Annotated in this window: 21 protein-coding genes; 7 read left to right on the top strand and 14 right to left on the bottom strand. The window is 61.9% G+C overall.

Annotation, left to right across the window (positions count from 1 at the left end):
- Positions 1 to 3 precede the first annotated feature (3 nt).
- Positions 4 to 387 (bottom strand): glycine cleavage system protein GcvH, encoded by a 384-nt coding sequence (gcvH, locus tag FHW75_RS08965; RefSeq protein ID WP_016713109.1) that lies wholly within the window; start codon positions 385 to 387, stop codon positions 4 to 6.
- A gap of 591 nt (positions 388 to 978) precedes the next feature.
- Between gcvH and FHW75_RS08960 the strand changes: the two genes are divergently transcribed.
- Both FHW75_RS08960 and FHW75_RS08955 read left to right on the top strand, forming a co-directional pair.
- Positions 979 to 2,394 (top strand): FAD-binding oxidoreductase, encoded by a 1,416-nt coding sequence (locus tag FHW75_RS08960; protein ID WP_026020418.1) that lies wholly within the window; start codon positions 979 to 981, stop codon positions 2,392 to 2,394.
- Between the two features lie 78 nt (positions 2,395 to 2,472).
- A complete protein-coding gene (locus FHW75_RS08955; RefSeq protein ID WP_025753772.1) occupies positions 2,473 to 2,967 on the top strand; it encodes a RidA family protein in 495 nt (164 codons plus the stop codon).
- A gap of 53 nt (positions 2,968 to 3,020) precedes the next feature.
- On the opposite strand, the gene gltS is transcribed toward FHW75_RS08955, so the two are convergent.
- The 7 genes from gltS to arcD (FHW75_RS08920) all read right to left on the bottom strand — a co-directional run bounded on the left by gltS (position 3,021) and on the right by arcD (FHW75_RS08920) (position 11,173).
- Positions 3,021 to 4,223 (bottom strand): sodium/glutamate symporter, encoded by a 1,203-nt coding sequence (gene gltS, locus FHW75_RS08950; RefSeq protein ID WP_019098198.1) that lies wholly within the window; start codon positions 4,221 to 4,223, stop codon positions 3,021 to 3,023.
- A 127-nt stretch (positions 4,224 to 4,350) separates the two neighbouring features.
- The gene (locus tag FHW75_RS08945) at positions 4,351 to 5,859 is read right to left on the bottom strand and encodes a sigma-54-dependent transcriptional regulator (protein WP_019098199.1); all 1,509 of its coding nucleotides are present in this window, start codon (positions 5,857 to 5,859) and stop codon (positions 4,351 to 4,353) included.
- An 83-nt stretch (positions 5,860 to 5,942) separates the two neighbouring features.
- Positions 5,943 to 6,311 (bottom strand): DUF5064 family protein, encoded by a 369-nt coding sequence (locus FHW75_RS08940; protein ID WP_016713104.1) that lies wholly within the window; start codon positions 6,309 to 6,311, stop codon positions 5,943 to 5,945.
- Between the two features lie 56 nt (positions 6,312 to 6,367).
- A complete protein-coding gene (arcC, locus tag FHW75_RS08935) occupies positions 6,368 to 7,297 on the bottom strand; it encodes a carbamate kinase (RefSeq protein WP_019098200.1) in 930 nt (309 codons plus the stop codon).
- 81 nt (positions 7,298 to 7,378) lie between these two features.
- A complete protein-coding gene (locus FHW75_RS08930) occupies positions 7,379 to 8,389 on the bottom strand; it encodes an ornithine carbamoyltransferase (protein ID WP_016713102.1) in 1,011 nt (336 codons plus the stop codon).
- A gap of 69 nt (positions 8,390 to 8,458) precedes the next feature.
- Positions 8,459 to 9,712: an arginine deiminase gene (gene arcA / locus FHW75_RS08925; RefSeq protein WP_025753771.1), complete on the bottom strand. Its 1,254-nt coding sequence runs from the start codon at positions 9,710 to 9,712 to the stop codon at positions 8,459 to 8,461.
- Between the two features lie 33 nt (positions 9,713 to 9,745).
- Positions 9,746 to 11,173, bottom strand: a complete 1,428-nt coding sequence (arcD, locus tag FHW75_RS08920) for an arginine-ornithine antiporter (protein WP_019098202.1) — start codon at positions 11,171 to 11,173, stop codon at positions 9,746 to 9,748.
- A 435-nt stretch (positions 11,174 to 11,608) separates the two neighbouring features.
- On the opposite strand from arcD (FHW75_RS08920), the gene arcD (FHW75_RS08915) reads away from it, so the two are divergent.
- The gene (gene arcD, locus FHW75_RS08915) at positions 11,609 to 13,036 is read left to right on the top strand and encodes an arginine-ornithine antiporter (RefSeq protein ID WP_027609549.1); all 1,428 of its coding nucleotides are present in this window, start codon (positions 11,609 to 11,611) and stop codon (positions 13,034 to 13,036) included.
- On the opposite strand, the gene FHW75_RS08910 is transcribed toward arcD (FHW75_RS08915), so the two are convergent.
- From FHW75_RS08910 to gap, 6 genes are all read right to left on the bottom strand, one after another.
- A complete protein-coding gene (locus tag FHW75_RS08910; protein ID WP_019098204.1) occupies positions 13,016 to 13,429 on the bottom strand; it encodes a YbaN family protein in 414 nt (137 codons plus the stop codon). The genes arcD (FHW75_RS08915) and FHW75_RS08910 overlap by 21 nt on opposite strands.
- 54 nt (positions 13,430 to 13,483) lie before the next feature.
- Positions 13,484 to 14,077 (bottom strand): biliverdin-producing heme oxygenase, encoded by a 594-nt coding sequence (locus FHW75_RS08905; protein WP_183673515.1) that lies wholly within the window; start codon positions 14,075 to 14,077, stop codon positions 13,484 to 13,486.
- Positions 14,078 to 14,219: 142 nt separating this feature from the next.
- Positions 14,220 to 16,808, bottom strand: a complete 2,589-nt coding sequence (locus FHW75_RS08900; RefSeq protein ID WP_183673513.1) for a TonB-dependent receptor — start codon at positions 16,806 to 16,808, stop codon at positions 14,220 to 14,222.
- A 126-nt stretch (positions 16,809 to 16,934) separates the two neighbouring features.
- Positions 16,935 to 17,897, bottom strand: coding sequence for a FecR domain-containing protein (locus FHW75_RS08895; protein WP_019098207.1), 963 nt, complete (start codon positions 17,895 to 17,897; stop codon positions 16,935 to 16,937).
- Between the two features lie 88 nt (positions 17,898 to 17,985).
- Positions 17,986 to 18,498: an RNA polymerase sigma factor gene (locus FHW75_RS08890; RefSeq protein WP_019098208.1), complete on the bottom strand. Its 513-nt coding sequence runs from the start codon at positions 18,496 to 18,498 to the stop codon at positions 17,986 to 17,988.
- A gap of 200 nt (positions 18,499 to 18,698) precedes the next feature.
- Positions 18,699 to 19,700 (bottom strand): type I glyceraldehyde-3-phosphate dehydrogenase, encoded by a 1,002-nt coding sequence (gene gap, locus FHW75_RS08885; protein ID WP_027609551.1) that lies wholly within the window; start codon positions 19,698 to 19,700, stop codon positions 18,699 to 18,701.
- 264 nt (positions 19,701 to 19,964) lie between these two features.
- Here gap and edd point away from each other — a divergent pair, with 264 nt between their 5' ends.
- The 4 genes from edd (at position 19,965) to FHW75_RS08865 (ending at position 24,983) form a co-directional block, all read left to right on the top strand.
- The gene (gene edd, locus FHW75_RS08880) at positions 19,965 to 21,791 is read left to right on the top strand and encodes a phosphogluconate dehydratase (RefSeq protein ID WP_016713092.1); all 1,827 of its coding nucleotides are present in this window, start codon (positions 19,965 to 19,967) and stop codon (positions 21,789 to 21,791) included.
- Positions 21,788 to 22,750 (top strand): glucokinase, encoded by a 963-nt coding sequence (locus FHW75_RS08875; protein WP_183673511.1) that lies wholly within the window; start codon positions 21,788 to 21,790, stop codon positions 22,748 to 22,750. Before edd ends, FHW75_RS08875 begins: the two co-directional genes overlap by 4 nt.
- Before the next feature lie 72 nt (positions 22,751 to 22,822).
- Positions 22,823 to 23,548: a two-component system response regulator GltR gene (gene gltR / locus FHW75_RS08870; protein WP_019098211.1), complete on the top strand. Its 726-nt coding sequence runs from the start codon at positions 22,823 to 22,825 to the stop codon at positions 23,546 to 23,548.
- Entirely contained in the window at positions 23,529 to 24,983 is a 1,455-nt protein-coding gene (locus FHW75_RS08865) for an ATP-binding protein (RefSeq protein WP_025753766.1), read from the top strand. Before gltR ends, FHW75_RS08865 begins: the two co-directional genes overlap by 20 nt.
- Positions 24,984 to 25,042: the final 59 nt, after the last annotated feature.

Genomic DNA, 25,042 nt, shown 5'->3' with positions numbered 1-25,042 from the left:
TCCTCAGGCGTCGTCGTTGGCTTTGAGCAGGCGGTCGTAGGCGTCCTGGTCGAGCAGGGCGGTTACGGCGCTGGCGTCGGCAGGGATGAAGCGGAAGAACCAGCCTTCGCCCATCGGGTCTTCGTTGACCAGTTCCGGGCTGTCTTCGAGCTGGCCGTTGACCTCGACCACTTCACCGGTCAGGGGCATATAGACGCCGCTGGCGGCTTTTACCGACTCGACGGTGGACGCTTCGCTGCCTTTCTCATACGGCTGCAACTCTGGCAGTTGCACGAAAACCACATCGCCAAGGGCGTTTTGGGCGTAGGCGGTGATGCCCACGGTGACGCTGCCATCGGCTTCGACGCGCAGCCATTCGTGATCTTCAGTGAAACGCAACTCGCTCATGGGGAATCCTCGGGAAGCAGGGCGTTGGGCGCGGTGGCTCCGCGCTCTTGGGGTGCTTTCCCTTAGCAATAATGCGGCCAATAGAGGAAAATCCTTTAAAAACAATACCTTATTTATTTTTGTGGGATGGCTGTTTGTTTGTTTGGAACGAAAACGCTACAGAAGGTTGTGCATGAAAAAGGGTTTGGGGATCAAACCCTTGCGCAATAGCACTCGAACGGGTGTGTACTGATTTCGTTACGGCGTATCGAAATCTATACGGTATCTTGAGGCTGTTCAGTTGTTGCCAAGCCGGAAATGAATCAAACAAGTTCGATACTTGCGAAACTTTGCGAGCTTTCTTCTTGCACCTATAGGGTGTCGCCATATCAACTATTTATGTCACCTGCGTGATAGTTTTCAAATGGCTGAACTAAGTATTTGCCCCCAACGATTTTCCCGCCTATTGCGCGTCACCAGAATGGCCACCTTTCATGTGGGCCGTTAGCCTGAAGCAATAACCACAAGTTGGTAATTCGGCTGTCGGCCAAGCATGTGCCTTGCTGCCCGGGCTCATGCAACCAGCACCGAATATCAGGAAGGGAAAGTGTCATGGGAATGACGAGGCGTAAATTTTTGATTGGCGGCGGCGTCTTGGCGATCGCAGGCGGCGCAGGGGTTCTGACCCCTTTGTTGACCCGGGAAGGCCGATTGATTCCCGGCAAACCGCGGTTTGGTTATGTCGCAGGCACCGAGGGGGCGCTTCCCAAGCAGGCAGACGTAGTGGTTGTTGGCGCTGGTATTCTGGGGCTCATGACTGCAATCAACCTTGTCGAGCGCGGCCTCTCGGTCGTTGTCGTTGAAAAAGGTGAAGTTGCCGGCGAACAGTCTTGCAGGTTCTATGGCCAGGTCATGACCTACAAGATGCCTGATGCGACATTCCAGTTGCACCATCTTGCCAAGCAACGTTGGCGAGAGATGAATGCCAAAGTGGGGGCGGACACAAGTTACCGCACACAAGGTCGGGTCGAAGTACCTTTCGATGAAGAAGACCTGGAAGGCGTCAGAAAGTGGATCGATGTCAAAACGCGGGAAGTCGGCGCGGACATTCCTTTCAAGACGCGAATCATTCAAGGCAGTGAACTTGAACAGCGCCTGCGCGGTGCATCCTCGCGCTGGACGGTCGCAGGCTTCGAGGAAGACTCCGGTAGCCTGGATGCCGAGCGTGCATCGTTCGTCATGGCCGAGTATGCCAAGAAAGTGGGTGTGCGGATCTACACCCACTGCGCGGCCAGGGGCCTGGAAACCCACGCAGGTGCCATCTCCGACGTGGTCACGGAAAAGGGCGCCATCAGGGCGTCTCGCGTGATCGTGGCGGGCGGCGCATGGTCCCGGCTGTTCATGCAGAACCTGGGCGTTGATGTGCCTACCTTGCCCGCCTACCAGTCCCAGCAAATCATCAGCGCGGCACCCCGTGCACCCGGGGGCAACGTTGCATTGCCGGGGAATATCTACTTCCGTGAGCAGGCTGACGGCACATACGCCACCTCGCCACGCGTCGTCGTTGCCCCGGTGGTCAAAGAGTCGTTCATGTATGGCTATAAGTACCTGCCACTGCTGGCCATCCCCGACTTCCCGGTGCACATCTCACTCAACAAGCAACTGATCGATTCGTTCATTCAGCCAACGCACTGGAAGCTGGACGAGGTTTCGCCTTTCGAGAAAAACCGGCTGATGACCGCAGCGCCGGACCTGCCGGAACTGAATGCCTCACTGGAAAAACTCAAGGTCGAGTTCCCCGCGTTCAGCGATGCGAAGCTGATCGATCAGTGGAGCGGTGCGATGGCCATCGCTCCCGACGAAAACCCCATCATTTCGCAGGTCAATGAGTACCCGGGGCTGGTCCTCAACACCGCAACCGGTTGGGGTATGACCGAAAGCCCGGTGTCGTCCGAACTGTCGGCGGACTTGCTGCTTGGAAAGGCGCCGGTGCTGGACCCTAAACCCTTCAGCCTGTATCGGTTCTAAGCACACAAGGCGCAATGGAATGACCCGTGCGCGCAGCATCGATGCGTGCACATTTTTGGCAATCATCAGGAGAACAGTATGAAAGTGGCTTTAACGACCGCAGCAATGGCCGTGGCACTCGCGGGTGCCGGGAGCGTTCATGCACAAGAAATTGTGCGCCATGGCGCAGGTAGTTTCCCTATCTCGTCGGCTGTAGAGGTGCCTGCCGGGAAGACGGTTGTCTACCTGAGTGGTTCTGTCCCGTCGGTTATTCACCCTGACGCACCCAAGGGTTCGCTGGAAGCCTATGGTGATACCAAGGCACAAACCATCAATGTGCTTGGAAACATCCAGCAGCAGCTGAAAGAACTGGGCCTTGGTCTTGCCGATGTGGTGAAGATGCAGGTGTTCCTGGTGGGCGGCCCGGAGAACGGCGGGAAAATGGACTTCGACGGTTTCATGGCCGGCTATACCCAATTCTTCGGGCCAGCCGCCAGGCAGCCAGTCCTTCCTGCACGCTCGGCGTTCCAGATTGCAGGCCTGGCCGACCCTGCCTGGCGTGTCGAGATCGAAGTGACAGCGGTTCGTCCCTGAACCCGGGCATGCGCCGGTCCCGGGCTAGCCATGCCCGGGACTGGCCGGTGGGTTTAGCCAGTGATAAATGGCAATGCCAGGTACAGTTTGATCACGATCACGTTGATGATGTCGATGAAGAACGCACCCACCATCGGCACCACCAGGAAGGCGATGTGCGAGGCGCCGTAGCGTTGGGTCACCGCTTGCATGTTGGCAATCGCCGTGGGTGTTGCACCCAGGCCGAAGCCACAGTGCCCCGCGGCCAGCACGGCTGCATCATAGTTGCGGCCCATGACTCGGAATGTCACGAAGATCGCAAACAGTGCCATGACCAATGTCTGCGCAGCCAGCAGTATGAAGAACGGCAAGGCCAGTGCTGCCAGGTCCCACAGTTTGAGTGACATCAAGGCAATCGCCAGGAACAGCGACAGACTGACGTTGCCCAGTACCGAGACTTCCCGTTCGAAGACATGATAAAAACCGAACGCCGAAAGGCCGTTGCGCAGCAATACGCCCACGAAGAGTACGCAAACGAATGTCGGTAGTTCGAATGCCGTACCTTTCAACAGGCTATTAAGTAATGTGCCGGCCAGTAAGCTGACGGCAATAAGAGCCAAGGTTTCGATAAATGAAAACGATGTAATCAACCGCTCTTTGTCCGGCTGCTCAAAGCCCTTGGGTAACTGCGGCACTTCTTCTTCCACACCCGGTGTTTTGACGCGCTTGATCAGCAACCGGGCAACCGGGCCACCAATCAAACCGCCCAACACCAGGCCGAACGTGGCAGAGGCAAGTGCAAGTTCCGAGGCCGAAGCCAAGCCAAACTTTTCAGTGAAGGTCGCGCTCCAGGCAGCGCCAGTGCCGTGGCCACCAGACAAGGTGATCGAACCGGCCAGCAGGCCCATCAGTGGGTCGAGCCCCAATGCCGTTGCCAGCCCGATACCCATGGCGTTCTGAACCAGCAGCAAGCCCGTCACCACCAGCAGGAACACAGTAACCACGCGTCCGCCCTTCTTCAGGCTGGCAAAGTCTGCACTCAAACCGATGGTGGCGAAGAACGCCAGCATCAACGGTGCTTGCAACGAGGTATCAAACTGGACCTGTACATCGAAACTGCGCAATGCCAAGAGTGCCAGCGCAACGACCAAACCACCTGCCACAGGCTCCGGAATATTGTAAGCGCGCAGAAAGCCAATACGTGCGACCAGACCGCGCCCCAGTAGCAGTACCAAGGAGGCGGCTACAAGTGTCCCGTAAAAATCGAGTTCAAACATCAGGGTACTCTTCGCTCAGGGTGACATGCAAAATTACAATGTCACCATTCTACGGCGAGTACTCCAGTCAATTGCGGCTGAGCGGCTAGGAAAAATCTGAATCAACGGTAAGTTTTGACGACAAGTATCAGGCTTTTCCGGGTATTCCATATTTACGCAGTCGCTGGGCAATAGCGGTATGCGAAGTTTGCAAACGCCCGGCTAACTGCCGCGTCGACGGGTAGCTGGCATACAAGCGCTGCAACAGCTCACGCTCGAAGTCACCCACGGCCTGCTCCAGGCTGGCTACGTCGCCATCCAGCCCACGTGCCACCGAAGTACCGGCGATGTCCAGGTCGCCGATGTCCACCAGGTTGCCCTCACAGATAGCCGCTGCGCGGAAAATCACGTTCTGCAGTTGGCGTACATTGCCCGGCCAAGGGTTGGCCAGCAGCGCCGAATGGGTGGCTGGCGTCAATCGGCAGGGCGGGCGTTGAATCTGCGTGCAGGCTTGCTGCATGAAGAAATGCGCCAGCATCAGGATATCCTGGCCCCGGTCGCGCAGTGGCGGTACCTGCAGGTTGAGCACGTTCAAGCGGTAGAACAGGTCTTCGCGGAAGCTGCCGTCGGCAACCATGCGTTCCAGGTCGCGGTGGGTGGCGCTGATGATGCGCACATCCACCTTCACTTCGCGGTCACCGCCCACCCGGCGGAAGCTGCCGTCACTGAGAAAGCGCAGCAGTTTGGCCTGCAGGTATGGCGACATTTCGCCAATTTCATCGAGGAACACCGTGCCCTGGTTGGCCAGTTCCATCAGCCCGGGCTTGCCGCCCCGTTGCGCGCCGGTGAAGGCGCCAGGGGCATAACCGAACAGCTCGCTCTCGGCCAGGCTCTCGGGCAGCGCGGCACAGTTCAGGGCCAGGAACGGTGCTGCGTGGCGGCTGCTGATGGCATGGCAGGCGCGGGCTACCAGTTCTTTGCCGGTGCCGGTTTCGCCATGCACCAGCAATGGCGCATCGAGCGCCGCCACGCGCAGGGCGCGGGCCTTGAGGGTGCGGATGGCCGGTGAATCGCCGAGCAGGGCATCGAAACCTTCGGCGTGGTCGTGGTGCAAGGCTGACAGGCGTTCGCCCATGCGTGAAGGTGGGTACAGCGTCAGCAGGCCACCGGCGTTGGTGATCGGCATGGCGTCCAGCAGCAGGCTCTGGCCGTTCAGCTGCATCTCGCGCATGGGCAGGTGGAAGTTATTGTCCAGCAGGGCTTGCAGCAGCGCCGGGTCGCCAAACAGTTCGCCCACCGAGCGCCCGGCGGATTCGCGGCCACACAGTTCGATCAGCGCTGGGTTGGCCAGCAGCACCAGCCCGGCGCTGTCCACCGCCAGCACCGGGTCGCTCATGGCGGCCAGCAGGGCATCCAGTTGCAGGTGGCGGCGTTGGCCAGGAAGGATGTCGACCACGTCCACCGATTGCACGCCATGCACCTCGAAGAGCGCGTCGTGCAGTTCTTCGAGCACGGCGGGGCTAAGGGTGGGGGCGTCGATGTAGACGTTCGGCGGGACCATCTCCACGGCGTCCAGGTTGAGGTTGCGGGCACCGAGCAGGGCGAGGACTTCCTGGGTGATGCCGACGCGGTCGATGAAGCTGACGTGGATGCGCATGAGGGAGGGTGAGGTGGTGGCCGGGGAGGGCAGTAGTATGCCTTAACATCGCCGGGGCCGCTGTGCGGCCCCGGTTCTTGAAATCACTCCAGATGTTCAGGCTTGATCGGATCGCCCGATTTCACATCGAGTTTTTCGCGAATGTCGGCGAACATGTAGTCATAGAGCTTGTGCGGCGAACTCAGGGTCTCGAACTTCTTCGGCGGCGCCAGATACGACTGGGCCTTGCGGGTCAGTTGCATGAGAAAGCTGGGCAACACCTGGTCCTTGGCGAGGAAGAACTTTTCTTCCACCGTTTTGCCTTCGATGCTGCCATGCATATGGAACTGAATGCCTCTGCCTTCCTTGGGGTCAGACACTGCCTCGTACTCGATGTTCAGGTCGTAGCTGTGGTCTGCCGCGTTCAGCGCAGTGCGCTCGATGTGTACATGACCGGGGTGGTACTGGGCCATGGCTATCTCCTCTGGAAGGTCGAAAATGGCGGGCGCCGGGCGCCCGCCCACTGCATTCAACGGTAGCTGATCCCCGGCTTCGCGGTGGAGACCCGAGTGCCGGCAGTGCCTTTGACGATGTCTTCGATGTTCTCGAGCGAACTGATCACCGCCACTTTGCCGGTATTGCGGGCGAAGTCACTGGCAGCCTGCACCTTTGGCCCCATGGAGCCGGCAGCGAAGCCAAGCCGTTCGAGTTCGTCAGGGTGTGCCTGGGCGATGGCTTTTTGCGTAGGCTTGCCCCAGTCAATGTACGCCGCATCGACGTCAGTGGCGATTATCAGAAGGTCGGCATCCAGTTGCTCGGCCAGCAAAGCCGAGCACAGGTCCTTGTCGATCACCGCCTCGATGCCCTTGAGCTTGCGGTTTTCATCGTACATGGTGGGGATACCACCACCGCCTGCGCAAATCACGATGCTGCTCTTTTCCAGCAGCCACTTGATCGGGCGGATTTCGAAGATGCGCTTGGGTTTGGGGCTGGCCACCACGCGGCGGTACTTGTCGCCGTCAGCCTTCACCACCCAGCCCTTTTCCTTGGCCAGCCGTTCGGCTTCGTCCTTGCTGTAGACCGGGCCGATGAACTTGGTGGGGTCTTTGAAGGCGGGGTCATTGGCGTCCACTTCCACCTGGGTCAGCAGGGTGGCGAATGGCACTTCGAAGTCCAGCAGGTTGCCCAGTTCCTGCTCGATCATGTAGCCGATCATGCCCTCGGTTTCAGCGCCCAGCACGTCCAGCGGGTAGGCCTCGTCGGGTTTGTAGGACAGTGCCTGAAGTGACAGCAGGCCAACCTGCGGGCCGTTGCCGTGGGCAATGACCAGCTCGTTGCCAGGGTGGATCTTGGCGATCTGTTCGGTGGCGGTGCGGATATTGGCGCGCTGGTTCTCAGCGGTCATGGGCTCGCCGCGACGCAGCAGGGCGTTGCCGCCCAATGCAACAACGATACGCATGGGGAATGTCCTTTGCGGATGAGGTAGCGCCTCGATCCTGCAGGCGCTGGCAAGCCAGCCCCCACAGGAACGAGGTGGTTGTCAGAGGTCAGCCAGGGTCGACACCAGGATCGCCTTGATCGTGTGCATGCGGTTTTCCGCCTGCTCGAAGGCGATGCAGGCCGGCGACTCGAACACGTCGTCGGTCACTTCGATGCCGTTGGCCAGGTCCGGGTACTGTTCGGCGATCTGCTTGCCTACCTTGGTTTCGGAGTTGTGGAACGCCGGCAGGCAGTGCATGAACTTGGTCCGCGGGTTGCCAGTGGACTTCATCAGCTGCGCATTCACCTGATAAGGCTTGAGCTGCTTGATGCGCTCGCCCCACGCCTCGATCGGCTCGCCCATCGACACCCACACGTCGGTGTGCACGAAGTCCACACCCTTGACCGCAGCAACCGGGTCTTCGGTGAGGGTGATGCGGGCGCCACTTTCTTCAGCGTACTTCTTGCAACGCTCGACCAGGTCATCATGCGGCCACAGCGCCTTGGGTGCGGCGATGCGTACATCCATGCCAAGCTTGGCACCGATGAGCAGCAGTGAGTTGCCCATGTTGTTGCGGGCATCGCCCAGGTAGGCGTAGCTGATGTCATGCAGCGGCTTGTCGCTGTGCTCACGCATGGTCAGCACGTCGGCGATCATTTGCGTTGGGTGATATTCGTCAGTCAGGCCGTTGAACACCGGCACGCCGGCAAACTTGGCCAGCTCTTCGACGATTTCCTGCTTGAAGCCACGGTACTCGATGGCATCGTACATGCGCCCGAGCACGCGGGCGGTGTCTTTCATGCTCTCTTTGTGGCCAATCTGCGAGGAATTGGGGTCGATGTAGGTGACGTTGGCGCCTTGGTCATAGGCCGCCACTTCGAACGCGCAGCGGGTACGGGTGGAGGTTTTTTCGAAGATCAGGGCGATGTTGTTGCCCTTCAGGTGCTGCTGCTCGGTGCCGGTGTACTTGGCGCGCTTCAGGTCGCGGGACAGGTCCAGCAGGTAGCGCAACTCGCGCGTGGTGTGGTGTTCCAGGCTGAGCAGGTTGCGGTTGTGAATGTTGAACGCCATGACTTTTCTCCTTGAGTTTGGTGAACGCACCGGCCGCCGCTTTGTGAGGGCGGCCGGGGGTAATGGGCGTTAGTAATCGATAGGGTCGCGCACAATTGGGCAGGTCATGCAGTGGCCGCCGCCACGGCCCCGGCCCAGTTCGCCGGCGCTGATGGTGATGACCTCGATGCCCGCCTTGCGCAGCAGGGTATTGGTGTAGGTGTTACGGTCGTAGCCGATGACCACACCCGGCTCGATGGCCACCACGTTGTTGCCGTCATCCCACTGTTCGCGCTCGGCGGCGAAGCTGTTGCCGCCGGTCTCGACCACGCGCAGCTTGACCCCCAGTTGCTCGCCCACCACTTCGATGAACGACTTGTTGATGCGGCGAACGTCCATGCCGTACGGCTTGCCTTCGTCCGGGCGGATGATGAACGGCACGATCTCTTTCACCACTTCCGGGAAGACCGTGACCAGGTCGCTGTCGCAGAAGCTGAACACGGTGTCCAGGTGCATGGCGGCGCGCGACTTCGGCAGGCCGGCGACGATCACTTCCTTGACGGCGCCCTTGGCGAACAGGTTCTGCGCCAACTGGCCGATGGCCTGGCGCGAGGTGCGCTCGCCCATGCCGATGAGCACGATGCCATTGCCGATCGGCATCACGTCACCGCCTTCGAGGGTGGCATTGCCGTGGTCTTTGTCCGGGTCGCCATACCACACCTGGAAGTCGGCGCCGGTGAACTCCTTGTGGAACTTGTAGATGGCTGTGGTCAGCAGGGTTTCCTGACGTCGCGCCGGCCAGTACATCGGGTTCAGCGTCACGCCACCGTAGATCCAGCAGGTGGTGTCGCGGGTGAACTGGGTGTTGGGCAACGGCGGCAGGATGAAGCTGGAATGGCCCAGGTAGTCGTTGTACATCTTGACCACGTCGGCGCCTTCGCTTTGTGGCAGGTCCTGGCCCGCCACGCCACCGATCAGGAATTCGGCCAGGTGGCGAGGATCAAGGCCTTCGAGCCAGCTGCGCACTTCGTTGGTCAGGCCCACACCCACGGTGTCGGGAGTGATCTTGCGGTCGAGGATCCACTTCAGTGCTTCGGGTTGCTGGACGATGTCGGTCAGCAGGTTGTGCATTTCCAGCACATCTACGCCGCGCTCGCGCATCTTGGTGACGAAGTCGAAATGGTCACGCTTGGCCTGGTCTACCCAGATCACATCGTCGAACAGCAGTTCATCACAGTTGCTCGGCGTCAGGCGCTTGTGCGCCAGGCCCGGGGCGCAAACCATCACTTTGCGCAGTTTGCCGGCTTCGGAGTGGACACCGTACTTCTGTTTTTCAGCGGACATGGTTTCATTCCTCCAATTGGACGAAGACGTGGGTCAAAGGGTCAGGAAGCCGTCGTACAGGCCGAAGGCTGCCACCAGGGCGCCGATGACCACGGCTGCGAAGATCAGTTTTTCCACGTTGGTGAAGACAGGTTGGCCTACCTCACGCTTGGCCTTGGCGAACAGGATGGCGCCAGGTGCGTAGAGCAGGGCCGAGAGCAGTAGGTATTTCACGCCGCCGGCGTACAGCAGCCAGATGGCGTACAACAGGGCGATACCGCCGATGATCAGGTCTTTCTTGCGTTCGGCCAGGGCTTGTTCGTAGGTTTCGCTGCGCAGTGCCAGCAAGAAGGCGTAGGCCGCCGACCACAGGTAAGGCACCAGGATCATCGAGGTGGCGAGGTAGATCAGCGACAGGTAGGTGCTGTTTGAGAACAGCGTGATCACCAGGAAGATCTGCACCATGGCGTTGGTCAGCCACAGGGCGTTGGCCGGCACCTGGTTGGCGTTTTCGCGGCGCAGGAACTCCGGCATGGTGTGGTCCTTGGCGGCGGCGAACATGATCTCGGCGCACAGCAGCACCCAAGACAGCAGGGCCCCCAGCAGCGAGATGATCAGGCCGACGCTGATCAGCACCGCACCCCAGTGGCCGACCACATGTTCCAGCACGGCCGCCATCGACGGGTTCTGCAGCTTGGCCAGTTCGGGTTGGGTCATGATGCCCAGCGACAGCACGTTGACCAGCACCAGGAACAGCAACACGGTGACGAAGCCGATGACCGTGGCCTTGCCCACGTCAGAGCGTTTTTCCGCCCGGGACGAGAAGATGCTCGCACCCTCGATGCCGATGAACACCCACACGGTGACCAGCATCATGTTGCGCACCTGGTTCATCACGCTGCCAAGCTCTGGTGTGCCTACGGCCCAGATATCGGCGCTGAAGATGTCGAGCCTGAAGGCGAACAGGCAGATCAGTGCGAACAGCACCAGTGGCACCACTTTGGCCACGGTGGTGACCAGGTTGATGAACGCTGCTTCCTTGATGCCGCGCAGCACCAGGAAGTGCACCGCCCACAACAGGATCGATGCGCCAATGATGGCGGCCGGCGTGTTGCCTTCACCGAAGATCGGGAAGAAGTACCCCAAGGTACTGAACAGCAACACGAAGTAGCCGACGTTGCCCAGCCAGGCACTGATCCAGTAGCCCCAGGCGGAGGAAAAGCCCATGTAGTCGCCGAAACCGGCCTTGGCGTAGGCATACACCCCGCCATCCAGGTCAGGCTTGCGGTTAGCCAGGGTCTGGAACACGAAGGCCAGGGTCAGCATGCCGATGGCGGTGATGCCCCAGCCAATCAATACCGCACCAACGCCCGCGCTGGCGGCCATGTTTTGCGGCAGCGAGAAGATACCGCCGCCAATCATCGAACCGACGACGAGTGCAACTAACGCGCCGAGCTTTAGTTTTCCAGATGAATCAGACATTTAACAACTCCTGCCAGGAGAAAGTTGACATCAGCATAAATCTGACGCCTTTGCCGTACGCTGACTTGCGTCAGTTTATGGCTACGTGAAGGTAGGAAATTTCCTTCACGGGTGCTCCTGGAGAGTGCCGGCAGCTTAAGCTGCAAGCCTTGCGCGCTGGCACCTCCATGTCGTTCTAGAGCAAACGCTCTGTTCAGCCTGCGATGCTTGAAGCTAGCCGTTTTTGCCGCTTTCGCAAATTTTTCACAAGAATTTCGAGTTTTATCAGTTTCTTTTCTAGTTGCCGCGCAGCTGCTAGTTTTTACAGGATAGGTGTATAGACAAAGCCGTTATGAGTGCTATAGCTTCAATGCCATGCTTCATTATAAGTATCAGCGTTTATATGGCCCGCAACGCTGTTTCAAATGCGTGACAGTGCATAAAAAAGGGAGGCTCATGAGCGAACCGGGACAGAAGCTGCGCCTGGGCGCGCTGATCGCGCTGGTGGTTGGCTCGATGATTGGTGGCGGGATCTTCTCGCTGCCGCAGAACATGGCGGCGCGTGCCGATGTAGGGGCGGTTTTGATCGGCTGGGGCATCACCGCTGTCGGCATGCTGGCGCTGGCATTCGTGTTCCAGACCCTGGCCAACCGCAAGCCGGAGCTCGATTCGGGGGTGTACGCCTACGCCAAGGCGGGCTTTGGTGAATACATGGGCTTCTCCTCGGCCTGGGGTTACTGGATCAGCGCCTGGCTGGGTAACGTCGGTTACTTCGTACTGCTGTTCAGCACCCTGGGCTTTTACTTTCCGGTGTTTGGCGAAGGCAACACGCCAATCGCCATCGGCTGTGCCTCGCTGCTGCTGTGGGCGGTGCATTTCCTGGTGCTGCGCGGCATCAAGGAGGCAGCGTTCATCAACCAGGTGACCACCGTGGCCAAGGTGGTGCCATTGCTGATGTTCGTGGTGATTGCCGCGTTTGCCTTCCGCGCCGATATCTTCACCCGGGATATCTGGGGCATGAGCAACCCGCAGTTCGGCAGCGTGCTGGAGCAGGTGCGCAACATGATGCTGGTGACCGTGTTCGTGTTCATCGGTATCGAGGGGGCCAGCGTGTATTCCGGGCGAGCCGAGCGCCGTTCGGACGTGGGTAAGGCTACGGTCATCGGTTTTCTCGGTGTGCTGGCGTTGCTGGTGCTGGTCAACGTATTGTCGCTGGGGGTGATGACCCAGCCGGAACTGGCCGGGCTGCAGAACCCCTCACTGGCCTCGGTGCTGGAGCACATTGTCGGCCCTTGGGGCGCGTTGCTGATCAGCCTCGGGCTGGCGGTCTCTCTGCTCGGTGCCTTGCTGTCCTGGGCGCTGCTGTGCGCCGAGATTCTGTACGCCACGGCGCGGGACAAGACCATGCCGCGCTTTCTGGCCAGGGAAAACGCCAACCATGTGCCGGCCAACGCCCTGTGGCTGACCAACTGCATGATCCAGGGCTTCCTGTTGATCACGCTGTTCTCGGCCGGTACGTACACCAGCCTGATCTACCTGGCTTCTTCGATGATACTGGTGCCCTACCTGTGGTCGGCGGCTTATGCCGTGCTGCTGGCGGTGCGTGGGGAAACCTACGCCGGGCAACCGGGCCTGCGCCGCAAGGACCTGCTGGTGGCGCTGGTTGCCCTGCTGTATGCCGTTTGGCTGCTGTACGCGGGGGGGCTGAAGTACCTGCTACTTTCTGCGCTGTTGTACGCACCCGGTGTGGTCCTGTTCGCCAGGGCCAAGCATGAGCAGGGGCAGACCTTGTTCACCACCTGGGAAAAACTGATTTTTGCTGCCGTGCTTGTGGGTGCTGCGCTGGCGGCCTACGCCTTGTATTCAGGGCTGCTGAGCTTGTGACGGGGCAGGGCAGGCATGCTCCGGGCGCGACCAGATCCACAGGTTGCCCAGGGTCATGCCGGCGACGGCCAGGAACACCGGCCAGCGGTGTTCGAGAAAGGTCAGCATCAGGCCAGCACACAGCAGCATGCTGACGGTCGCGCTTACCTTGGCCCGGCGCTGGATCACCTTGCCATTGCGCCAGTTGTAAAGGATTGGCCCGAACAACCGGTGGTTTTCCAGCCAGGCTGAAAGGCGCGGTGAGCTGCGCGTAGCAGCCCAGGCGGCCAGCAGGATGAACTCGGTGGTCGGCAAGCCAGGAATCACGATGGCGACAAGGCCCACGCCCAGGCTCACGTAAGCCAGTATTCCATACAGCAGGCGGGCGAGTTTGGAGCGGGCGGGTCGGGTCATGGTCTCACTGCATAAAACGGTGCGGCCACCGGAAGGGTGGCCGGCTACGGCGTATCAAACCAGCGCGGCATCAGCAGCATAGGCGTGCTTGAGCAGCTCGGTGAAGCGTTCGAAGGCGGCAACTGCGCCGCGTTCGGCAGCGGCTTCCTCTTCGGCCGATAATGCCAGGGCATCGAGGATGCGGGTGAACTGCTTCCAGCCTTCGGCACGGCCACCGGCCGGTTCGCCCAGGTGGCGGGCGCCGAAGCTGTCGGACAGTTCCAGGGCCACGGCACGCTTGATCAGAAACGCAGCGCCCAGTTTGGAGCCTTCGGAGACGAAGATCCAGCCCATTGCCTCACCCAGGCTCGGTTTGCCCAGGGCGCCCGGCACGGCTGCCGGTACTTCGGTGTCGAGGTCGGCGAGGTCCAGGCGGGCCTGATCGGCGCGGCAGCGCTCGGCCAGGTCCGGGACGATGGCGATCAGTTGCGGGTCGTTGTACAGGGCCTGCAATTCAGACTGGAACAGGTATTGGGCAACGACGAAGCGGGCAAAGCTTTCGCGACTGTCGAAGGGCGCGTGGGATTTGACCAGGGCATCCAGTTCGGCGTGCGGGGCGTGGGTGATCTGGTTCAGGCGCTGGGAGCGCAGGGCTGGGCGTTCGGTCATGGGGGCAGTCCTTGGAAAAAGGGGCGTCTAGATACAAGACGAAGCAGCGGGGGCGGGACAGTAAAAAAACTGGGTATTAGTGTTGCCTGGACCGGCCTCTTCGCGGGCGTGCTCGCGAAGAGGCCGGTCCAGGCGGAGGGAATCAGATATCCCAAACCACATTGATACCGAAGTTGCGCCCCGGCATGGTCAGGCGGTCGATGTTGGCGGGCTGGGTCACAGCCGCTTCACCCTGGCCGTCGTAGCTGCGTACCGAATCCCACTGCCAGTATTTCTTGTCGGTCAGGTTGTACAGGCCGGCGTTGATGGTGACGTCGTCGGTCACCTTGTAGTAGCCGGTCAGGTCCAGCACGCCGTAGCCCGGTGTACGGAACTTCGAGGTCGAGCCGTCAGGCGAATAGAAGGTGCTGTCGTCGACGCGGGTCTTGCGCTTGACCAGTGTCCAGCTCAGCAGGCCACCGTAGTTCTGCTGCTCGTAACCCAGGCCAAACACGCCTTTCAGCGGATTGACGCTGTTCAGCGGTTCTCCGGTGTCATCGTTGCGGCCGTAGGTGTAGGCAATCGAGCCCTGGGTATACAGGCCTTGCGGCGCACCGAAGTGGTCGAGGTTCAGGCGGCCCTTGACCTCGGCACCCTTGATGGTGGCGTGCTTGATGTTGTTGGCCTGGAAGGTTTGTTCCAGGTTGGCGCTTTGCACGGCGTCTTCGTCGATGAAGTCGCGGTACTTGTTGTAGAACACCGCCACGTCGAAGTTGCCGGCGTCGAAGTTGCCGCGCAGGCCGGTTTCGTAGCTTTTGCTCTTCTCCGGTTCGAGGTTCGGGTTGCCCTCTACACGGTAACCTTGCTCGATGTTTTCAAAGCGACCATACATGGCTTTGGCCGTCGGCGTGCGGAAGCCTTCGGCGTATTGGCCGTACCAGGTGTAGTTATCGTTGAAGGCGTAGGTCAGGCCGAACTTGGGCGAGACGCGGTGCCACTTCTTGTCCGAATCGTCCTGGGATGTTGGGGCGGTACCGGTGGATGCCAGACCACGCAGGAATTCTTCGGTGAACTTGGGCGCCATGCGCGTGTAGTCGTAGCGCGCGCCTGGCATGAAGGTCCAGTTGTTCCAGCGGATTTCGTCCTGCACGAACAGGCTGTAGGTGTTCACGGTCGGGTCCGGGAAGTCGCTGACCAGCGCCTGGCCGTCTGCCGGACGGTCGGCGCCGATGGTGGTGCAACCGGAACCAATGGTCAGGCAGGTGCCGGTGCCACTGCGCGATCCGGTGACCTTCTCATGCTTGAGCGTGGTGCCGTAGGTCAGCAGGTGGTCGGTGGCGCCGATGCTGAAGGCCTTGTCGAGCTGGGCATCGAACACCCACTGACGGTCCTTGTAGGTGGTGTCGCGGGTACGCAGAACCTGGCGGCCAGGCGGTGCGTAGACTTCCTCTGTGTGCTGGTCGGTCTTGGCGATCTGGTAGTTCAGGCTCCACTTCACTTGGTCGGCGACCACCGAGTCCAGGCCGAATTCGTGATTGATGCCGAAGCGCTCGCGGGTGATGGTGTCGTTGCCATTACGCGCCTTGTAGTAGCCCATGCCGCCAAAACCGGGAATGAACGGCCCGCCCACTGCGCTGAGGATGTTCTGGTCGCGGTCATCCTTGTAGCGCTCGTAGGTCACGCCCAGGCGTGCGTCGTCGGCGTAGTTCCAGCCCAGTTTGGCCAGCACGTTGGTGGTGCGTACATCCATCGGGTTGGCTTCGGTGCGCGACAGGCCGTCACCGCTGTGGCTGCCGTGGGTTTCGGTCTCGTGGCCGTTGCGCTGGCTCAGGTGCAGCAGGCCATCGAAGTCGCCCTCGCGGCCGGCGACGGTGGCAGAGGTCAGCCAGCTTTCGTCGGCCGAGCTGTAGCCGGTCTTCAGGCGGGCGCCTACGTCCTTGCCAGGCTTGATGATGTCGTCCGGGTCGAGGGTGAAGTAGCTTACCGCGCCGCCGATGGCGTTGCTGCCGTACAGCACCGAGGCCGGGCCACGCAGGATTTCCACGCGCTTGACGATTTCCGGGTCGACGTAGTTGCGCTGGGTCTGGGCGTAGGGGCCGTAGAAGAAGCTGTCGGGGATCGACACGCCGTCGACCTGGGTGAGGATGCGCTCGCCGTCGATACCGCGGATGTTGTAGCCGTTCAGGCCGCTGCGCTGGCCGGTACCGGCCACCGATACGCCCGGCTCGTAGCGCACCAGGTCCTGGATGTTGTTGACGTTCTGGCGGTCCAGTTGCTCGCGGGTCTGCACGCTGACGGTGCTCGGCACCTGGCTGACATCCTGGGCGCTGCGGGTGGCGCTGACGGTCACCTGCTGCAGCGCGATCACATTGCCGCTCGCCTGGCGTTCGAGCACCACGTTGCCGTTGCTGATCTTGCGAAAGCTCAGGCCGGTACCCTGCAGCAGGCGCTTGAGAGCGGCCTCTGGCGGCAGCGAGCCCTGCACGCCCGGCGAAGCCACGCCGTCGGCCAGTTCGGCGCTGAAGCCGACCTGCCAGCCGGTGACCTGGCTGAAGGCGTTGATTGCCGACACCAGCGGCTGCTGGCCGATGCTGAAGCGATAGTCGCCCATGCGCGGGCTGCTGGCCTGGGCCGGTTCGGCGGCCAGCGCTGGCAGGCTGCAGGCACCGCTGGCGAGCAGAGCCAAGGTCAACAGGGACAGTTGCCCCGTACGACGGGGAAGGGTGGACGAGCGGGTAGGACCAGTGGACATCGGAAGCGCTCCCAGACGCGCGGGCTGTTATAGGTGATGGCTGTTCTCGTTTTCAAACAAGAATCAGTTGCATTGGCTATAACGAGACGGGTGGGGTAGCGCGATTGCGTAAAAATAATTTTCGGGTCAGTTCAGAATGACCAACGCCGGGTACTCATGCAGCTGTGCCGAGGTGATGTGGGCCAACGCGCGCAGGGTTTCCAGCGGCTGGTCGAGGCGGTAGTTGCCGGTGACTGCCACGTCTTTCAGTTGAGCATTGCGGTTGATGATCCAGCCGGGGTAGTAGCGCCGTACTTCGGCCAGCACCTGGCTCAAGGGGCAGTTCTCGAACACCAGGCGGCCATCGACCCAGGCCAGGTCTTTTTGCATGTCGGCGCGTTGGCGCTGCCCAAAGCCCTGCGGGCCGACGCTGATGCTGTCGCCAGCACTCAGGCGGATGCGCTGGTCGCGTGCCCCCTGCAGGTCGACATCGCCGCGTTGCACCCGCACTTGAGCCTCGCCGTCCAGGTAGCGCACGGCAAAGTCGGTGTCGCGTACTTGGGCACGCAACGGCCCGGCTTCTACCTCCAGCGGCAGCAGCGCATCCTCGGGTACCTGGAAGTAGGCCTCGCCTTGCAGCAGGCGGGCGACCTGCCGGCCGTCGCGGCGGTCGCTGGCAAAGGCCGAATTGGTGTTGAGCAGCACTTTTGCGCCGTCTTCCAGCTGCAGGCGCTGGCGCTCGCCCACCACGGTCAGGTGGTCAGCCTGCAGGCGCATGGGCAGGTTACCGACGGTGAACAGCCCGACCAGCAGCACAGCCGCAGTGGCCAGGGGTTTCCAGTGGCTGCGCAGGCGCCCGCGCCATGAGCGGCGCTGCTGCTGGTGCATCTGCGCGGCTGCGTGGTGCAGTGGGGCACCGTTCCACAGCGCTTCCGCCTCGACATAGGCCTCGGCGTTTTCGGGAGCCGCGCTCAGCCAGGCTTCGAAAGCCTGGGTATCTGCGGCATCGGCACATTGCAGGCGCACCAGCCAGTCCAGCGCCTCGTCCATGGCACGAGCACGGGCGCTGGGCCCGGCGGGTGACGGGCGAGGGGCGGGGCTGTCGGTCACGGGTAATCCTTGAATGGTTTTTCGCGAATGATCAAGGCTAAGGTGGGGTGTGGCAAGGGCTTTGCGTAACCGCCGGGCAGCGGTCGGCTCACTTGAGTCGGTCGGCGACACCCATGCAGATCGCCATGATCAGTTTCAGCTCCTTCTGCACCGTGCTGGGCGACACATTCAGCTGTTCGGCGATTTCCAGGTAGGTGGCGCCATGCAGCCGGCTGAGGATGAAGATGCGCTGCTGGCGCTCGCTCAGCTGGTTGAGGCTGATGCTGAGTTGCTTGAGCAGTTGCTCGGCATGGGCGGCGTCCTCGCTGCTGGTGGCGGGGGCAGCCACACTGTGCAGGACCTCGTCGGGCACGTCGTCGACCAGCATCCGTGCCTGCACCCGGCGTGCGCGCAGATGGTCCAGTGCCAGGTTGCGCGCGGTCTGGAACACGAACGGCTCGATATGCTCGATGGGCCGCTCGCCCAAGGCACGGGACACCCGCAGGTAGGTTTCCTGCAGCAGGTCTTCGGCCGTGCTGGGGTTAGTGACCATGCGTTGCAGGGTGCGCAGCAGGGTAAGGCGCTGGCCGAGGAAGACGGAGTTGAACCGGGACTGACTCACGGGGGGACCTGGTCGACGAAAGGATAATGATAATGCTTATCATCTATGCCGAAGGTCAAGTGTGGAAGTGTTAGGAAAAGGTAAAGATTGTGAGTGGCGGGGGTATGTTTGTGCTTGCCACAGCAGTTTCAGCGCCTATGAGATCGAGCGCCGCGCGGGCGGCGCTCGATCTCATAGGCGCCAGAAATGTCACGCCATACTCACCCGGCCCGGCACAACGCCAGGCAGTTATCCAGCATCCGGTTGCTGAACCCCCACTCATTGTCATACCAGGCCAGCACCTTGAGCATACGCCCGTTGGCCCGGGTATGGTTGGCATCGAAAATGGACGACAGCGGGTTGTGGTTGAAATCGCAGGAAACCAACGGCAAGGCGTTGTAGCCCAATACCCTGGAATGCTTGCTGGCTTCAAGGAACAGCTGGTTGACCTGCTCGGCCGTGGCCTCGCGCTTGAGGTTGACGGTGAGGTCCACCAGCGACACGTTGATCACCGGTACCCGCACCGCCATGCCGGTCAGCTTGCCGGCCAGCTCCGGCAGTACCAGGCCCACGGCTTCGGCGGCGCCGGTCTTGCTCGGGATCATCGACTGGGTGGCCGAGCGCGCGCGGTACGGGTCGCTGTGGTACACGTCGGTCAGCACCTGGTCGTTGGTGTAGGCGTGAATCGTGGTCATCAGGCCTTGCTCGATGCCGAACTCGCGGTGCAGCACCTGGGCAATCGGCGCGAGGCAGTTGGTGGTGCAGGAGGCGTTGGAAATGACCTGGTGCGAAGCACGCAGGATGTCATGGTTGACCCCGTACACCACGGTGGCATCGGCACCCTTGGCCGGCGCCGAAACAATCACCTTGCCAGCCCCTGCGGCCAGGTGTGCAGCGGCCTTGGCACGGTCGGTGAACAGCCCGGTGCATTCGAACACCACGTCGATCGCCTCGGCCTTCCAGGGCAGTTCGGCCGGGTTGCGGATGGCACTGACCGCGATACGGTCACCATTGACCGTCAGGCTCTCGTGGTCGGCCTCGACGGTGGCGTCGAAGGTGCCGTGCACGCTGTCGTACTTGAGCAGGTGGGCATTCATGGCGCTGTCGCCCAGGTCGTTGATGGCGACGACCTGCAGGTCCTGGCGGTAGCCTTGGGTATACAGTGCGCGCAGGACGTTGCGCCCGATGCGGCCGAATCCATTGATGGCGATGCGTAGGGTCATGGCAGTACCTCTGGCAGTCCGAGTGAAACCTGTGGCAAAAAGGAGCTTCACTGAAACGGTTTTGTTGTTGGAATTACAAGATTATTCACTGGCAGATAGAAAACAAGCCTTTTTAGTGGCAGTATTTTGTTTAAACATACAACGAGTGGTCGGGCGATGGGCCTCCACCGATGCAGCGGGCTCCTTACCTTGAGCCTAGGCCGCAATCGTTTGGAGGGGAAATGCCTGGTAAACCGCCCTTACAATTAGCCTGGAGTCCAGTACATGCATCCGCGCATCCTTGAGGTCACCCAACGGCTGGTCGAACGCAGCCGTGCCACCCGCGAACGCTACCTGCAGCTGATTCGCGGTGCGGCCAGTGAAGGCCCCATGCGCGCCAGCCTGCAGTGCGCCAACTTCGCCCACGGCGTGGCCGGTTGCGGCAGCGAGGACAAACAGACCCTGCGCCTGATGAACGCGGCCAACGTGGCCATCGTCTCGGCCTACAACGACATGTTGTCTGCCCACCAGCCGTACCTGCACTTCCCCGAGCAAATCAAGCAGGCCCTGCGCGAGGTTGGCTCGGTCGGCCAGTTTGCCGGTGGCGTGCCGGCCATGTGCGACGGTGTGACCCAGGGCGAACCAGGCATGGAACTGGCCATCGCCAGCCGCGAAGTCATCGCCATGTCCACTGCGGTAGCGCTGTCGCACAACATGTTCGACGCGGCGCTCATGCTGGGCATCTGCGACAAGATCGTCCCCGGCCTGATGATGGGGGCGCTGCGCTTCGGCCATCTGCCGACCATCTTCGTCCCCGGCGGGCCGATGGTGTCCGGCATCTCCAACAAGCAGAAGGCCGACGTGCGTCAGCGCTATGCGGAAGGCAAGGCCAGCCGCGAAGAGCTGCTGGAGTCGGAGATGAACTCGTACCACAGCCCTGGCACCTGCACCTTCTACGGCACTGCCAACACCAACCAGTTGGTGATGGAAGTGATGGGCCTGCACCTGCCGGGTGCTTCGTTCGTCAACCCGTACACGCCGCTGCGCGATGCCCTTACCGCCGAGGCCGCGCAGCAGGTAACGCGCATGACTAAGGCCAGCGGCAGCTTCATGCCGCTGGGCGAAATCGTCGACGAGAAGGCGCTGGTCAACTCCATCGTCGCCCTGCACGCTACGGGCGGCTCGACCAACCACACCTTGCACATCCCGGCGATTGCCCAGGCGGCAGGTATCCAGCTGACCTGGCAGGACATGGCCGACCTCTCCGAAGTGGTGCCGACCCTGTCCCACGTCTACCCCAACGGCAAGGCCGACATCAACCACTTCCAGGCCGCCGGTGGCATGGCCTTCCTGATCCGCGAGCTGCTCGATGCCGGGCTGCTGCACGAGGACGTCAACACCGTGGCCGGCCATGGCCTGCGCCGCTACACCCAGGAACCGTTCCTCGACAACGGCAAGCTGGTTTGGCGCGAAGGGCCACAGCAGAGCCTGGACGAAACCATCCTGCGCCCGGTGGCGCGACCGTTTTCGGCCGAAGGCGGCTTGCGGGTGATGGAGGGCAACCTGGGCCGTGGCGTGATGAAGGTGTCTGCCGTGGCCCCCGAGCATCAGGTGGTCGAGGCCCCGGCACGGGTGTTCCACGATCAGCAGTCGTTGGCCGATGCGTTCAAGGCCGGCGAACTGGAGCGTGATTTTGTCGCTGTGGTGCGTTTCCAGGGGCCGCGTTGCAACGGCATGCCCGAGTTGCACAAGCTCACGCCATTCCTGGGTGTGTTGCAGGACCGTGGCTTCAAGGTGGCGCTGGTCACCGACGGGCGCATGTCCGGTGCCTCGGGCAAGATCCCGGCGGCGATTCACGTATGCCCCGAAGCCTATGATGGCGGCCCGCTGGCGCGGGTGCGCGATGGTGATATCGTGCGGGTCGACGGTGTCGAAGGCACGTTGCGGGTGATGGTATCGGCCGAAGAACTGGCCAGCCGCGACCTGCCGCCAGCGCCTCAGGGCAACGACCTGGGTTGCGGGCGCGAGCTGTTCGGCTTCATGCGCATGGCGTTCAGCCCGGCAGAGCAGGGCGCAAGCGCCTTCACCTCGGCCCTGGAGAACCTCAAATGAAGGACCTGCTGGTTGGCGACATCGGCGGCACCAATGCTCGTTTTGCGTTGTGGCGTGACAACCAGCTGCATGAAGTCAAAGTCTTCGCCACGGCGGACTACACCAGCCCGGAGCAGGCCATCGAAGCCTATCTGGCAAGCCAGGGCATTGCCCGCGGCGGCCTGGCAGCGGTGTGCTTGGCAGTGGCCGGGCCGGTCGATGGCGACGAATTTCGCTTCACCAACAACCACTGGCGCCTGAGCCGCCCGGCCTTCTGCAAGACCTTGCAGGTCGAGCGGCTGTTGCTGATCAACGATTTCACGGCCATGGCGCTGGGCATGACCCGCCTGCGCGAGGGCGAGTTCCGAGAAGTGTGCCCAGGCCAGGCTGACCCGTCGCGGCCGGCGCTGGTTATCGGGCCGGGCACAGGCTTGGGCGTGGGGTCGCTGTTGCGCCTTGGTGAACAGCACTGGCAGGCCTTGCCGGGGGAGGGTGGGCATGTCGACCTGCCGGTTGGCAATGCCCGTGAAGCGGCGATCCATCAGCAAATCCATGGCCAGATTGGCCATGTCAGCGCCGAAACCGTACTCAGTGGTGGCGGCCTGGTGCGCCTGTATCAGGCAATCTGCGCGCTGGACGGCGAAACACCCAGACACGTGACGCCGGCGCAGGTTACCGATGCCGCGCTGGGCGGCGAGCCGCGTGCGCTGGCGGTGGTCGAGCAGTTCTGTCGGTTCCTAGGGCGTGTGGCCGGTAACAATGTGCTGACGCTGGGCGCGCGAGGCGGGGTTTATATTGTGGGTGGCGTGATTCCGCGCTTTGCCGAGCTGTTCCTGCGTAGCGGGTTTGCGGCGAGTTTTGCTGACAAGGGCTGTATGAGCGGCTACTTCGCTGGCGTGCCGGTGTGGCTGGTGACGGCGGAGTTTTCCGGGTTGCTGGGGGCCGGGGTGGCTTTGCAGCAAGCGTTGGATCGGAGATAGGTGTACGGGGGCCGCTTCGCGCCCCCAATAACAGGCAACCAAGACCTGTAACCAACAAGAGGACGGACCACCTTGAGCACTGCCGGCAAATCGATCCTGATGGTCGACGACGACCAGGAAATCCGCGAACTGTTGCAAACCTACCTGAGCCGCTCCGGCTTTCAGGTGCATGCCGAAGCCGACGGCGCAGGCTTTCGCCGCGCTCTGGAAAGCACCCCCTACGACTTGGTCATCCTCGATGTCATGCTGCCCGACGAAGACGGCTTCAGCCTGTGCCGCTGGGTACGCCAGCACCCGCGCCAGGCGCGGGTACCGATCATCATGCTGACGGCCAGCTCCGATGAAACCGACCGGGTCATCGGCCTGGAGCTGGGTGCCGACGACTACTTGGGCAAACCCTTCAGCCCTCGCGAACTGCAAGCGCGAATCAAGGCCCTGCTGCGCCGCGCCGAATTCGGCACGGCGGCACCCGGCAATGCCGTGCTGGCCTTCGATGACTGGCGCCTGGACACGGTCAGCCACCGGCTGTTCCATCGCGACGGTGAAGAGGTGATTCTGTCGGGCGCCGACTTTGCCCTGCTCAAGCTGTTCCTCGACCACCCGCAGCAGATTCTCGACCGCGACACCATCGGTAATGCCACCCGTGGCCGCGAGCCCATGCCGCTGGACCGCATTGTCGACATGGCGGTCAGCCGCCTGCGTCAGCGCCTGCGCGATACTGAAAAACCACCCCGGCTGATCCGCACGGTGCGCGGCAGCGGCTACCTGCTGGCGACGCATGTCTGCAATGCGCCCTGAGCGGCGCTGGCGCTTGCTGCCGCGTTCGCTGCTGGGGCGCATGCTGCTGCTGACCCTGTTGGTGGTGCTGCTGGCCCAGGGCCTGTCGAGCATCATCTGGGTGGCCCAGCTGCGTGCCAGCCAGTTGCAGGGCCTGCGTGCCAGCGCCAGCAGCCTGGCCCACTCGATGAGCGCCAGTGTCAGTTACTTCCGCTCGCTGCCGGTGGCCTACCGGCCCATGGTGCTCGACCAGTTGCGCAGCATGGGGGGAACGCGCTTTTTCGTGTCACTCAATGCCAAACCACTGGATATGCCGGTGCTGCCCGTTACCCCGCGCAAGCAGGCGGTGATCGATGTGTTCCAGCAGGTGCTGCATGAGCGCCTGGGTTCGCAGATGGACATTTCCGTGGAATTCGTCGGGCCCGATGACCTGCGCATCTTCAACAGCGGCCTGAAGCTCGACGAGCTGCCACGTTCCTGGGCGCATTACTCGTTGACCCTGGAACCGCTCAACCCGCCGGTGCTGGTCACGCAGATCCGCCTGGGCGAGGGCGAGTGGCTGTACATCGCCTCGCTGCTGCCCGAACCCTACACCAGCCTTGAGGCCGAACGCCTGCCTCGCCAGCAGATCGGCTTCATCGTGCTCACCACGGCCTTGCTGTTGCTGTTCATCGGCTTGCTGGTGCACTGGCAAAGCTGGCCGCTCAAGCGCCTGGCGAGGGCCGCGCGGGAGATGTCGCTGGGCGCCGATGTGGCGCCGGTGGCCGAAGGCGGTGGCAGCGAGGTGGTCGAGGTGGGCCGGGCGTTCAACAGCATGCGCGAGCGCATCAGCCGCTACCTGACGGAGCGCAGCCAGCTGTTCAGCGCCATTTCCCATGACCTGCGCACCCCGATTACGCGCCTGCGCCTGCGCGTCGAACTGCTGGAAGACGAACACTTGCAGGCCAAGTTCAGCCAGGACCTGGATGAACTGGAACTGCTGGTGAAAGGCGCCTTGCAGTGTGTGAAAGACACCGACATCCACGAAAACATCGAGCCGGTGGACCTCAACCAGGTGCTGGAAATCCTGGCCGAGCCCTACCTGCGCGATGGCCGTATCACGGTTGAAGGCCGCGCGCTGGCGCCATACCCCGGCAAGCCGCTGGCGCTGCGCCGCTGCATTGGCAACCTGATCGACAACGCCATCAAGTACGGCGAGCGGGCACGGCTGCGCATCATCGACAGTGCCGAGGGGTTTGTGCTGCAGGTGGACGATCAGGGCCCGGGGGTGCCGCAGCAGCAGCTGGAGCAGGTGTTCGAACCGCACTTCCGCCTGGCCGCGCAACAGCAAGGTTATGGGCTGGGGCTGGGGATTGCCCGCAACATCGCCCACAGCCATGGGGGCGAGGTGAGCCTGCTGAACCTGAGGGAAGGTGGTTTGCGGGTGACCTTGTATCTGCCGCGTGGCATGGAGTGAGTCTGTGTGTGGCGGGTGCCGGCAATGTAACCAAACGATGACATTCACGCATCGCTTCG

It is taken from the genome of Pseudomonas sp. OG7, assembly GCF_014192825.1.
Lineage (GTDB): Bacteria > Pseudomonadota > Gammaproteobacteria > Pseudomonadales > Pseudomonadaceae > Aquipseudomonas > Aquipseudomonas monteilii.
This window is presented reverse-complemented; position numbering and strand designations above follow the sequence as displayed.

Bases quoted from the DNA above. Each gene is read 5' to 3' on its own strand.
- FHW75_RS08940 (WP_016713104.1), bottom strand. From the start codon at position 6,311: ATGGCCCAGTACCACCCCGGTCATGTACACATCGAGCGCACTGCGCTG.
- FHW75_RS08875 (WP_183673511.1), top strand. From the start codon at position 21,788: ATGAAGGACCTGCTGGTTGGCGACATCGGCGGCACCAATGCTCGTTTT.
- FHW75_RS08960 (WP_026020418.1), top strand. From the start codon at position 979: ATGGGAATGACGAGGCGTAAATTTTTGATTGGCGGCGGCGTCTTGGCG.
- arcD (WP_019098202.1), bottom strand. From the start codon at position 11,173: ATGTCTGATTCATCTGGAAAACTAAAGCTCGGCGCGTTAGTTGCACTC.
- FHW75_RS08905 (WP_183673515.1), bottom strand. From the start codon at position 14,077: ATGACCGAACGCCCAGCCCTGCGCTCCCAGCGCCTGAACCAGATCACC.
- edd (WP_016713092.1), top strand. From the start codon at position 19,965: ATGCATCCGCGCATCCTTGAGGTCACCCAACGGCTGGTCGAACGCAGC.
- gltS (WP_019098198.1), bottom strand. From the start codon at position 4,223: ATGTTTGAACTCGATTTTTACGGGACACTTGTAGCCGCCTCCTTGGTA.
- FHW75_RS08955 (WP_025753772.1), top strand. From the start codon at position 2,473: ATGAAAGTGGCTTTAACGACCGCAGCAATGGCCGTGGCACTCGCGGGT.
- FHW75_RS08900 (WP_183673513.1), bottom strand. From the start codon at position 16,808: ATGTCCACTGGTCCTACCCGCTCGTCCACCCTTCCCCGTCGTACGGGG.
- FHW75_RS08945 (WP_019098199.1), bottom strand. From the start codon at position 5,859: ATGCGCATCCACGTCAGCTTCATCGACCGCGTCGGCATCACCCAGGAA.
- FHW75_RS08930 (WP_016713102.1), bottom strand. From the start codon at position 8,389: ATGGCGTTCAACATTCACAACCGCAACCTGCTCAGCCTGGAACACCAC.
- arcA (WP_025753771.1), bottom strand. From the start codon at position 9,712: ATGTCCGCTGAAAAACAGAAGTACGGTGTCCACTCCGAAGCCGGCAAA.
- arcD (WP_027609549.1), top strand. From the start codon at position 11,609: ATGAGCGAACCGGGACAGAAGCTGCGCCTGGGCGCGCTGATCGCGCTG.
- FHW75_RS08910 (WP_019098204.1), bottom strand. From the start codon at position 13,429: ATGACCCGACCCGCCCGCTCCAAACTCGCCCGCCTGCTGTATGGAATA.
- arcC (WP_019098200.1), bottom strand. From the start codon at position 7,297: ATGCGTATCGTTGTTGCATTGGGCGGCAACGCCCTGCTGCGTCGCGGC.
- FHW75_RS08865 (WP_025753766.1), top strand. From the start codon at position 23,529: ATGTCTGCAATGCGCCCTGAGCGGCGCTGGCGCTTGCTGCCGCGTTCG.
- gap (WP_027609551.1), bottom strand. From the start codon at position 19,700: ATGACCCTACGCATCGCCATCAATGGATTCGGCCGCATCGGGCGCAAC.
- gcvH (WP_016713109.1), bottom strand. From the start codon at position 387: ATGAGCGAGTTGCGTTTCACTGAAGATCACGAATGGCTGCGCGTCGAA.